Origin of the sequence: Sphingosinicella xenopeptidilytica (assembly GCF_042676985.1) — a bacterium.
GTDB classification, from domain to species: domain Bacteria; phylum Pseudomonadota; class Alphaproteobacteria; order Sphingomonadales; family Sphingomonadaceae; genus Sphingosinicella; species Sphingosinicella xenopeptidilytica.
In genome coordinates this window covers 175,494-186,547 of the sequence record NZ_JBHTIK010000008.1, presented here as the reverse complement: position 1 = coordinate 186,547, position 11,054 = coordinate 175,494, and the positions used below count along the sequence as shown (strand labels likewise).

The window sequence follows — 11,054 nt, the reverse complement described above, 5'->3', positions numbered from 1 at the left end:
ATCATACTACGCTTGTTCGCAGCTGCACAATCTGCCCCGTTCGATCCGTCGCTTCGAGCATGGCCAAGCGCGTTCCATGTAAGGGACACTGGCGTCCCGACCGCTGACGTAGACGGGTCGGGCACAGTAAGCGCATGATCATGGCAGCTGAGTTATCACCGGCTGAAGCTGGCTTGAGGTGCAAACAGAGTCAGAAGGTCACGTCGAGAATGATCGTGTCCGTGTAGGTCCCGGTGGGCGGTGTCGGCTGACCGGGATCGATAGCGGCTCGATAGCTGAAGCCCTGCAATGTGCTCCCATCGTAGATTCCGGGATTGCTGTCTGCGCTTGTGCTGCTGCGCCTTTCCACGCCTGCGTTACCCCAACGATCCGTCGTGATCGTATTGCGGTAGATTTCGTACGTGAGGTAATCGCTGGTCGCCCCGCGGCGCATGCGACGTGTGCTGCCGCTCGCGTTGGCGCCGTTGTCGAGACCGACCGTATAGGCGGCGCCCGCGCTACAGCGGATCGAGATCGTTCGCGTTACCGGATTGAATGTACCCACCAGGGGTGCGGCGCCGAACGCAAGGTCGGGGGCGGTGATGATGCAATCATTCTCGACAGTGAGCGATACGTTGATGGTAACGGGCACACCGCTGCCCCAGTTGCTTAGTACGCCGAAGATGTTGCGGGTTGCGCCGGGACTGTTCGAATAGGCAAGGCAAGCGACCACACCCAGGGTACAGACCGAGAAATACCAGCGCAGCGATACGGAACCGGTGTAGCTGCCTGCTGCGAGGCCTGTGGCTGGCGTGGTACGGAAATAGACTGGGACCGCACCGCCGGGACCGGAAAAGAGATTGAGCAGGTCGAAGCCGGAGAAATCGAACTCGGTTCCGACACCGATTGCGGTTCCACCTGCCGTCCCCGACATCACGAACGGAATTGTTTGGCCGCTGGGGCCGGTTAGCACGAATGTCGAGGTTTCGACGCGCAGCTTAAGATAGGATGTCGTGATCAGCGAAATCGCGCTACACGCCATGCCGCTTCCGCCGCTTCCCGATTGGCTGGACGTGCCGACCACAAAAGAGGATGCGTTGCCCAGATTGGTACCCGCCGTTCCCACGGTGCATGATCCATATGTTTGTGCCACAGCCTCTGAGGACCAGAAGACGCCGGCTGCAAGCAGCACGAACGCGAAGCGGACCATCAAAGGCATGTCAGCACCGCATCGGTTTCACCTTCCGTGCTCTTTGCGGCGAACATGGCGGTACAAGTACTGTCGTCCGGCAGTCTCACGGATAGCCGGTTCTGCGCCGCAATCGATTCGAGATAGAGGAAGCCGTCCCAGCCTACATAGGCGCCTGACATGCCGTTGACGGTAACCGCTGAGCCCACCGGCAACGGCGCGCCCACAGAATCTCTCAGAGTCATCCGTGCCGACACGGATCGTTTCACGGGGAAGGCGAGCCGGTAGCCGCTACCGCGTTTGACGGCGACGTGCTGCTCGACTACCGGCGTTTCGATCGAAGGCGGAAGGCCGAGCGGATCGATTTCATATTTGGCGCGGTAATAGCCGGTCGCCCACGGCATCAGAAGATGGCCTTTGCCGTTGGTGTTGCCGACGCGCTGGTTCTCGTAACGGACGGGGATACCGGGCTCGCCGGTGCTTACAAGAACGAACGCGTCGGCAATGCGGTTGGCCGCGAACAGAGCATTATCCATCATCACCAGCGACCCGCTGGCGCCTGCCCAGCGCGTCACGCCGCGCGCGCTGCCATAGGCGCCGCCGCGAACCTCGACGTTTGGCCCGCGCCATGTGAAATCGCCCTGTGCGTACAGGTCCGTACCACGATAACGCGCCGCGCCCATGCTGAAGCCAATGCCGCCCGCGCTCGGCACCGCGCGCGAATAGTCGGTGCGCCAGCTGTTGCTGCCGTCCGCTTCCCGCGTGTAGCCGCTGCTGGCCGTGCCGCCGCTCGCACCGAAGGGAATCGAAAGGCTCGCCGATAGCGACCAAGTTCGTCCCTCAAACTCCCGGCTCGCCGCTGAGTAGAGACGCGCCAATCGCCCAAGTGGTAGGGCCCAGGACGCGGTCGCAAGCCTGGCCTTGCCACCTTTCCGATCCCGGGTTTCGAACCAGGCGGCACCGAGATTGCCGAAAGTGCCGGTGGAAACGCTGGCGGTGATGGAGCTTAGCTGCCGCCACGCGGTCGCACCGCCGTCGGTCGTGATGTCCGCGAAATCACGGTCGCGGCGGATATGATTTGCGGTCAGCGAAAAACGGCGGGCCTGATAGGCGTAGCCTACCGAGAGCTGTCCGCCTTCCGTGTCGCGATGCCCGCTGTAGCTGTAGGATGCCGTCAGTATTCCGGCATTGCCGACACCGAACACGCCGCCGGCACCGCCGAGCGCGACGTGCTCGGAGGCTTCCGCGTGCGCTTCCAGCGTGATCGTGTTGGTCATCCCGCGCCGGATCGAGCCACTCGCGGCAGCCTCCCCGTAGTCGAAGCTGTGCGTGCCATAGTTGCGGCGAAGGAGACCGCCCGAAATCGCATAGTCGGTGAGACCGGTGCGCAGCAATGCGCTGGAAACGTAGAAGGGAAGAGTCGTCGTCACCCGCCTTCCAAACGCATCGGTAACCGTAAGACGGGCTTCTCCTGCGCCGCTGATCTGCGGCAACGTCGCCATCGTGAATGGACCCGGCTCGATCGCGCCGCCGCCCGCGCGATGGTCGTTGATGAACAGTTCGACCGTGGATGGCAGCGCGGCTTCGCCCGCGAACTCGGGAAGGGGATATGTGACGACGTCGGGCCGTACCGCGAAATCACGCGACACCTGAACGCCGCCCAGGCGCACGGCGCCCGTCCACGGCAATCCCCGCGTGATGAAATCGCCCGCTTCCCAGGTGATCATCCGCGCTTCATCCGATCGGGTCCAGCGGCTGTCGTAGCGCGTGAAGCGCGTGCTACGGCTGCCGACCTGCCAAACGCCGGTGGTGCTGGCAATTCCGGCGGGTCCGAACACGCGGACCTCGTTCCACAGCGACGCCGTCGCCTTCCGCCCGTCCGGATCGTTGACAAACAGTTCGTAGTTGAACACTGCGCCGGGGCTACTGCGCGCTGTTTCTTCAGATAAGCCGGTGGTGCCGAGGCGTTGGCGGGGGAGCCATGCGGGCGGCACGGAAAGCAGAAGACGCTGATTGGCCGTATCATATTCCGCGGCGACCTCCGGGATCGTGCGCAGCGCAATCAGACGGGTTTCGTCTCCACCGATGGGGACTGCAGCACGCTTCAGATCGACCCCTTGCAGAACAGGGCCGTCAGCGCGCATCAGCACGGGAACGATGGCGCCCGTCGCAGCCCCATTGATGACGAGCTCCAGCTGAAGCGGCACATCTTCAAGCACTGCGGCGGACACGGGCGGCGGCAGTGAAGCATATCCGCTCGATGCAGCCGCAGGCGAGCCTGCAGTCGTCATGAGCAGACACCACCCGGTGCAGGATGCAGCGCGTGAGAGGCGTGCACCGCGCATGCCATATCACCGTGCATGCCGATATCGCCCGAAGATCGCAGTCGGTTCCATGTTCGGATCACTGCGCCATGGGCTGAAACTGTACATCCGGTGTGCCGTTGACGGTCGCGACCAGTGTCCCCTTGGGTGAAACCCCTTCCGGCAGCGGCCAACGCGCGATCGCGCCGGGAAGAACATAGCCGAGCAACCCCGGCGTCAAGCGTTGGGCACGCCCGCTCGCCGTGAAACCGACATCCACGAGCCGGGCATGAATATCGCCGTCGTTGCGAACCTCGAGAACCGTTCTGCCGTTAGCTTCGGCCGTTCGCCAGCGTAGCGGCGGCGACATCTTTGCCCCCTGTCTCCCATCGCTTTTCCGAACGTCCGGCTCAGCGGCCGTTCCGTAGCTGAACAGCGGTAGCGAATAGCGCATGCGGAAACGCACAGAGGCGGCGGTCTGTGCAGACTGCGCGGTATCCGCAATTGGGATTTCATCGATGATCACACGGTAGGCAAGCTCACGGTTCGCAGCGGTTGCGGTCGTGCGTGTCAGGCGCACGAGTTGCCTCTTGCCGGGTTCGATCCGAACCATCGGCGGCGTGCCGACAACATCGCTTTGCGGCGTATACGCATTCTCGCCGTCCGGCTGCGCCCACCCGAAAATTCGAACCTGAAGAAGGATGGGTGCAGTACCGGGGTTTTCAAGCCATAGCGCCGCGGCGTTGCGTCCGGCCTCAATCACGGGATCCACTGGCCAGATCAAAACCGACCCGGTGGGCTGCGCGGCGCCCGGCGAAGGCTGACATGCAAGGATGGCGGCTACGGCCGCGTATGCCCAGTTCCTCATGTTTGTCCCCCTTAAAAAAACCGCTCCTCACCAGCTAAGCGTCACCGTAAGCACGTCTGAATACGTACCGGCGGGCACATCGCCGGGCAGCGTCATCCGGCCGAAAACGGGCAGGCGAACGTCGTTCATGTTTGCGGCTGTGACCGTAATGCCGACGCTTCCCCCGATAGTGATCGGCGCCGTGCACGCAGCGTCCCCGCAGACACTGTAGGCGATTTGATCGGCCGGATTCGTGCCGCGCTGAAGATGCCGCGTGGACGTTCCCGCATGGGCTCCGCCGTCGATGCTCATGGCGAGCGCGACACCGGGTGTGCAGCGCAGGGTTATGGCCTGTGTACTTTGCGAGCTCGCGCTGTGTGTCGCTGTGGAAAGCGCCGAGTCTGTTCCGAAATCGAGCTCGCCGAGAGTACCCGCATGTCCGCTCGCGCCGAGGCCGTCGACGAGGCATCCGGGTTCTATGGTTGCTGAGACCTGAAAGCTGGCACCAGTTGCGGCCTTGGCTTCGAAAGCCACGAATAGCAGCGCCAGAAAAATCCCGATCGCGGCGGGCTGTCGGGATGGATTCATGGTACAGCGCCCCGCCTTGCACGCCCGCTAAAGCTCGAGCACTACCGTTATGACATCGGTGTAGGTGCCTGTGATCAGGCCTGAGGCGCCGTAAGCGCGCCCATAGACGGGAATGACCTGCGCGCTGCCGTTGGTCGTCAGCGAGATGCTTCCACCGATCGGGATAACGGTGGATCGGCCAGCGTCAGAGAACAGGCTATAAGTTACATACTCACCGGCGGTGATCGTGTGTTCCATTGCACGGTTGCCGCCACCCGATCCGGAACCATCGTTCTGACCGGCATCGAAGACAAGGACAGGTGACACGCCGGGGCTGCACTGTACAGCGATGCCGGCACCAGTGCCGGCTACTTCCCCGTCCGCCTGCGTAAACAATGTGTTGTGACTACCGAAGTCAATTTCGCCGAAATCTACCGAAGCACCGCCATCGTCGGCGCTCTGCGCATTGACGATGCACCCTGTCGTCAAGGCAATCTTTGCATCTATGCTCCCTGTTATGTCTGCGTAAGCGGACGTACTTATAGCACAAAGTACAGAGGAAGCAGTCATGTAGCGTCGTATTTTCAGCATGAAACTATCCTTGCATCACACAGTCATCGATTCCTTTTTCCAATCTCTAGATCATTGGCGATTAATGTTAAGAACTTCCAAATGCCAAAAATGACATTGATGTTTTCAGAAAGACAGCACTGGAGCAAATTTGTTCAAATAGCGGAATGTCGGGTCGATTACATCGATCGCCCAAAGATCGAAGGACGACCACCCTGTCGTAAGCTGAAAATTGCGGGCTGAGTTTAGCCCGCACTTGAATTTCTGAAGAGCATTTCCGTGTTCCGAATAGTAAACTGTTATTTACACCATGAACCCTTAGCGATGAGGTTGAGCGGCCTTTATCAAATGCGGGCCGCAATGGGAGTTCACTTAGGCGCCTCGGGATCACTCACACAAAAATCTGTCAGACAAATATTGCACTCTGACGTGTAACATGCCTAACCTCCACCTATGACCTTACCATCGATAATCCTGATTCATGGTGCTTGGCTGGGCGGCTGGTGTTGGCGTCCGCTGCAGGCCGAGCTGATGCGGTTCGGCTTCGAACCCCATGCCCCCACACTTACAGCGCTTGCCGAACGTAGGCATTTGGGAACGGCAAACATCGGCCTTGCCGAGCATGTGGCCGATATTCTGGAGACGCTGCCGTTTCTGGACAATGAGAATATAGCCCTGATCGGACATAGTTATGGGGCGGTGGTCGCTGCTGAAGTTGCCGCTGCGAGGCCAGATCTTGTCAGCCATCTGGTCGTTCTCGACGGCTTTATGCTCCAGCGCGGGCAGTCGCTCTTCGGTAAACATCGGGAGCTTCGTGATGTGTTCGGGTCGTTGATCACTGGGGAGGCTCCCGAATATATTCAGCCTCCTGACTCGACATTTCTCGGTTTACCTGAAACGGCAGATACGCGGAAGATCGTTGAGCGGCTGCGGCCTATGCCGCTGAAAGGATTTGCGGATATCGCGCAATATGATGCGCCCGTGCACTGTGGGCGAGACTATGTGCGCTTCACGGAGTTTCCGTTCTTCGAGACAACGGCAGCGGAAGCTGCAGCGGAAGGATGGCGAGTGAGCGAGATCGAGGCTGGGCATATGGCGATCACGACTCATGCTGAGGCAGTCGCGGCACGCCTCAACGAAATTCTCACCCGTTGATCGGCAAGAACCGGATGCCCGATGATTGATCGGGCACCCGGCTTCTTCAGAAGCTGTAAGTCAGTTCGATACCGTAGCTTGCACCCACCGCAGGGTAGTAGACATCGATACCGAGCGGATGACCGGAGTTGGTGAAAGGCTGGTATTCTCCCGTCACCTTTTCCGAGAGCGCATTCTTTACCCAGCCGGTGACGGTCCAGCTCCCATCCGCATCGCTCAGGCCAGCGCGCAAATTGACGAGGTTCGCCGATGGGCGACGGTAATCATTCTCGAGATCCCAATAGAAGCCGCTCGTGTGGCGAAACTCCGGTCGCACGTAGAGGTTCAGATCATCGGAAACGGGGATGTCGATATCGAGGCCGACATTGGCGGTATAGCGCGAGACGCGCGGCGGCCGATTGCCGATGTATTCGGCCGTTGAACCGCCGAAGCCAAGCGGCGGCGTGAAGCCGCGGATCTTCGGATCCGCATAGCCGAGGCTGGCACTGAGCGTGAAGCCTTCCGTCAACCGGAAGGCGCCCGCGATTTCGAAGCCCTCGATGCGTGTCTTGTCGATATTGATGCCGACATTGGTCGCACCGACAGCATCGAACAGTTTGAACTGTCCATTATCAAGATCGGTTCGGAAAACAGCGGCATCGAGTATGACGCGTCCGTCGAACAGGCGCGCCTTGGTACCGATTTCATAGTTGATTGCCGATTCCGCCGAGATCACCGGATTGCCAAAGCTCGATCCGCTGGCGTTGAAATCGCCGCTGCGGAAGCCCTTGCCTACAGAGGAATAGAGCATCCACTCCGGGATCGGCTTGAACGTCAGCGTGCCCTTCGGCTGCCACTTTGAGAAGCCGGCGCGGCGCGTGCCCCCCGTTCCCGGATGCTGGGTGAGATCGTCGTCATCATAGCGAATGGCGACGGCGGCCTCCAGATTAGGCAGGATATCGTATTCGACGTTCGCGAAGCCGGACCAGGTTTCGTAGCGGTTGAGATCGTTGCTCTGGCTGATCAGGAAATCCGCCTGCGTCGGTTCCGGCGTCAGCCCGAAATAGAACGGGTCGACGAAAATATCGGCGCCGATACGCCGTTTCGAGCGCACGTGATAGCCGCCGACCAGCCAGCGCAGGGGGCCGTCGTCGGTGGATGTGAAGCGAAGCTCCTGGGAGAATCCGCTTTCGCTCTGCTTCTGCTTTACCGCGAAGATATCGAGCGGCGAAAAGTCGAAGTCCGCCTCGACATTTTCCGAAACATGCACATACGCCAGCGTCAGTGTCGCCGTACCGAAACCGGATTCGACACTGAGCTTGCCCGACAGGTCGTGAAGCGTCCTCGGGTTACGGCCCTCGCGATTGGCATCGAGAGGGTCCGAACTCACCGAAGGGTCGCCCGAGCGACTGGTGATATATGCAGGATCACGCCCCTTCGCGTCGGAGTAGGTATATTTGACGTCGACTTCGACAGTATCTGTGGGCATCACGATGGCCCGTAGCCGGCCGGTGAGGTCTTTCATCTTGTCCGAGTAGGCCCCGGTCGTGACGTTCTCTACTTGACCGCGCCGATCGGTGAACGAGACACCGGCCAGAACCGAAAGCAGCCCGGGAATCACCGGGCCGCTTATGCTGGCTTTCGCACGCCATTCCTCGCCGCGGCCGTAACCCGCAAGCATTCGCGCTTCAAACGTATCACCCGGTTTGCGGCTAGTGATGTTGACGGCACCGGCAATGGCGTTCCGCCCGTAAATGGCGCCCTGCGGCCCTTTCAGGACTTCGGCCTGCTGCAAGTCGAATTCATCGACGTTGAACTGAAGCGGTGAGATCGTGAGCACGCCATCCACCACGATCGCGGCTGGAGGTGGCGCATACTGGCTCTGACCCTGCCCGCGAATCGTGAGAAAGTTCGTGCCGAGATTGAGCGCATTGTCGAAGCTGACGTTCGGCGTGAGGTTGGCGATGTCACCGACGCCCTGAACGCCCGATTTTGCAATCTCTTCAGAGGTCAGGACCGTGACCGCGATCGGCACGTCCTGGAGCGCTTCATTGCGGCGACGGGCGCTGATGACGATTTCGTCACCGCTCGTAACGCCGTTTTCGTTCGCGGTCGTTCCGGCATGGGCTTCGAAGCTGCCAGTCAGGGCTCCGATGGCGGCAGTGCAGCAGGCTAGACGGAGCATTCCCTTTTTGCTTCGCATAAACACTCTCCCTTCATTCTTGAGATGACCCAATCTTTTGTCAGGCTGTCAGACAGATGACAGATGGCGAATGCGTTGGCAATGATATTTCATCGCGGATCCGTGCCGATATCGCCATTGACGTACATATTTAAATCTGTCAGACAGCCAGACCAATGGAGATCTAAGATGTCGGATAGTGATCGCTTTTTCCTTCCCGAATGGCAGGCCGCACAGCGGGACATCGGCTTTGCGCAGGCGGTAAGCGACGGAAGGCTGCTGCATGTCTCGGGCACGACCAGTCTGGATGCCGATTTCAGGCCGCTCAATGTCGGCGACTTCAATGCACAGCTCGAGTTTGTCTACCGCCAGATTGGTCGCACACTTGCCGAGTTCGGGCTGGGCTTCGGCGACGTTGTGCGGGAAGTCATGTACGTGACAGACATGGATGCGCTCGCCGCCGCGATCCCGCTGCGCAAGGCTTTTTACGGGAACGGCCCTTTTCCGGCCTCAACGGGCATTGAAGTCCGGCGCCTGCTGTTTCCCGAGCTTCTGGTGGAAATTCAGGTCGATGCGCTTCTGCCCGGCCAACGAAACTGATCGAAAGGCATAAAGAATGGCGACTGTCATCCAAACCGATACAGCGCAGCCGCGCAGACGCCGCCTGCTGGGCCAGCACGTCCCCATGGAAGGCGAGAACGGGCTGTATACGCAAAGCTGGTTTCCGATCTGCATGTCCTCGGATATCGGCGCCGGGGAGGTAAAGGGCTTTCCCTTCCTCGGTGGGCGCGTCATCGCCTTCCGGGGTACTAACGGTGCCGCGCAGGTAACCAGTGCCTATTGCCCGCACCTAGGAGCTGATATTTCCGTCGGCAAGGTCGTCGGCAATCACGTGCAGTGTCCGTATCACATGTGGGAATTCAACAGGGACGGCATTTGCCAGAAAACCGGCAGTGGTGACCCCGCGCCCCGGCGCGCGTCGTTGTTTGCCTTTCCTACGCAGGAAAAGCACGGACTGATCTGGGCATTCAACGGGGAGGAGCCGTGGTTCGAAATTCCGGACTGGCCTTTTCCGGACGCGGATATCCTTACCGATACGCAGGAATTCCCGGTACCAATGAACATCGATCCCTGGATCATCTGCGCGCAGACGCCTGATATCCAGCACCTCCTGTACCTGCACAAGTTCGATCTGAAAGGCCCCAATCCCGAAGGAAACGTGGCCTGGACGGACCACAGTATGTTCTATGACATGGACGGCCTCTGGGGCGGCCGGCGCATGACAATCCGTGCGGGTATCGTCGGCACGTCGATCTTTTTCCAGACAGGCACGCTGGACGGCCGCTGGTTCGGCTTCATGACCGGCATGGGCCTTCCCGCCCCGTCACAGAGCCGCATGTTTTCTGTTTTCGCGGCGGAGCGCACCGAGGATGAGGCCGAGGTCCGCGCTTTTCTGGAAGAAGCCCGCCTTCACGAGATTGCAATCGCGATGGAAGATTCGGCGATCGGTCAGACGATCCATTTCCGCGTCGGCTCGCTCACGCGTGCGGATGCGACGCTGGCGAGGTTCCTTGATTACATGCGCAGTTTCCCGCGGGCGCACCCCTCCGCCGAGTTCATCGATTAGCCGAGGAGCGTACGATGACCGAGACTGATCCCTACAAAATCTCGACCCTTGAGGAACTGCGGCAGCACTACGATGTGCCGAGTCCGCTGATCGTGAGATCGAAGTTCGATTTCATCCACGATTACATGATCCAGTATATGAAACTGGCGCCCATCGTTTGCGTGGCTTCCGAAACGGAGGCCGGGCTCGATGCCTCACCGCGCGGTGGGGAGCCCGGTTTCGTCAAGGCTTTGGATCGTCGAAGCGTGGCCTTTGCCGACTGGCCCGGCAACAACAAGATGGAAACATTCTCCAACGTGATCGAGAGCGGTCGCGTCGGCCTCCTCTTCATGGCCCCGAAGCTCGATACCTTCCTGCGTATCAACGGCGACGCCATCGTGACGCGCGACCCTGCCGTTCTCGAACGGCTGGCCGAGCAGGGCAAAGTGCCAAAAGCAGCGGTAAAGGTCCGCGTGCGCGAGGCCTATTTTCACTGCGGCAAGGCCTTCCGCCGTTCGCATCTTTGGAAACCGGAGGACTGGCCCGATGTCAGCGGTTTTCCGAGCGTCGGCAAGGTTCTTGCCGACATGGCGAAGATCACCGAACTCAGCGTCGATCAGCTTAATGCCTTCTACGAGCACGGCCTGACGCACGAGCTATACTGAGCGGACTTCGCC

The 11,054-nt window shown here is 60.2% G+C and carries 10 protein-coding genes; 4 read left to right on the top strand and 6 right to left on the bottom strand.

The window, feature by feature from the left end:
• Window positions 1-190: 190 nt before the first annotated feature.
• The 5 genes from ACFQ00_RS13465 to ACFQ00_RS13445 form a co-directional block, all read right to left on the bottom strand.
• Window positions 191-1,189 carry a Csu type fimbrial protein gene (locus tag ACFQ00_RS13465; RefSeq protein ID WP_381492006.1) on the bottom strand — a complete coding sequence of 333 codons (999 nt, stop codon included), beginning with the start codon at window positions 1,187-1,189 and terminating at the stop codon, window positions 191-193.
• Window positions 1,189-3,459, bottom strand: a complete 2,271-nt coding sequence (locus ACFQ00_RS13460; protein WP_381491733.1) for a fimbria/pilus outer membrane usher protein — start codon at window positions 3,457-3,459, stop codon at window positions 1,189-1,191. The genes ACFQ00_RS13465 and ACFQ00_RS13460 overlap by 1 nt, the downstream gene beginning before the upstream one ends.
• A gap of 112 nt (window positions 3,460-3,571) precedes the next feature.
• Window positions 3,572-4,339, bottom strand: coding sequence for a fimbrial biogenesis chaperone (locus tag ACFQ00_RS13455; protein WP_381491730.1), 768 nt, complete (start codon window positions 4,337-4,339; stop codon window positions 3,572-3,574).
• A 27-nt stretch (window positions 4,340-4,366) separates the two neighbouring features.
• Window positions 4,367-4,906, bottom strand: a complete 540-nt coding sequence (locus ACFQ00_RS13450; RefSeq protein ID WP_381491728.1) for a Csu type fimbrial protein — start codon at window positions 4,904-4,906, stop codon at window positions 4,367-4,369.
• 27 nt (window positions 4,907-4,933) lie between these two features.
• Window positions 4,934-5,476 carry a Csu type fimbrial protein gene (locus ACFQ00_RS13445; RefSeq protein WP_381491726.1) on the bottom strand — a complete coding sequence of 181 codons (543 nt, stop codon included), beginning with the start codon at window positions 5,474-5,476 and terminating at the stop codon, window positions 4,934-4,936.
• 432 nt (window positions 5,477-5,908) lie between these two features.
• Here ACFQ00_RS13445 and ACFQ00_RS13440 point away from each other — a divergent pair, with 432 nt between their 5' ends.
• Window positions 5,909-6,610: an alpha/beta fold hydrolase gene (locus tag ACFQ00_RS13440; protein WP_381491724.1), complete on the top strand. Its 702-nt coding sequence runs from the start codon at window positions 5,909-5,911 to the stop codon at window positions 6,608-6,610.
• 46 nt (window positions 6,611-6,656) lie between these two features.
• Here the strand turns inward: ACFQ00_RS13440 and ACFQ00_RS13435 are convergent, their stop codons facing one another.
• On the bottom strand, window positions 6,657-8,792 hold the full coding sequence (locus ACFQ00_RS13435) for a TonB-dependent receptor (RefSeq protein ID WP_381491721.1): 2,136 nt from the start codon (window positions 8,790-8,792) through the stop codon (window positions 6,657-6,659).
• A 63-nt stretch (window positions 8,793-8,855) separates the two neighbouring features.
• Between ACFQ00_RS13435 and ACFQ00_RS13430 the strand changes: the two genes are divergently transcribed.
• The 3 genes from ACFQ00_RS13430 to ACFQ00_RS13420 are packed head-to-tail and all read left to right on the top strand — an operon-like array spanning window position 8,856 to window position 11,042.
• Entirely contained in the window at window positions 8,856-9,371 is a 516-nt protein-coding gene (locus ACFQ00_RS13430; protein WP_381491718.1) for a RidA family protein, read from the top strand.
• Between the two features lie 16 nt (window positions 9,372-9,387).
• Window positions 9,388-10,398 carry a Rieske 2Fe-2S domain-containing protein gene (locus ACFQ00_RS13425; RefSeq protein ID WP_381491716.1) on the top strand — a complete coding sequence of 337 codons (1,011 nt, stop codon included), beginning with the start codon at window positions 9,388-9,390 and terminating at the stop codon, window positions 10,396-10,398.
• 14 nt (window positions 10,399-10,412) lie between these two features.
• Window positions 10,413-11,042, top strand: coding sequence for an MSMEG_1061 family FMN-dependent PPOX-type flavoprotein (locus ACFQ00_RS13420; protein WP_381491713.1), 630 nt, complete (start codon window positions 10,413-10,415; stop codon window positions 11,040-11,042).
• Window positions 11,043-11,054: the final 12 nt, after the last annotated feature.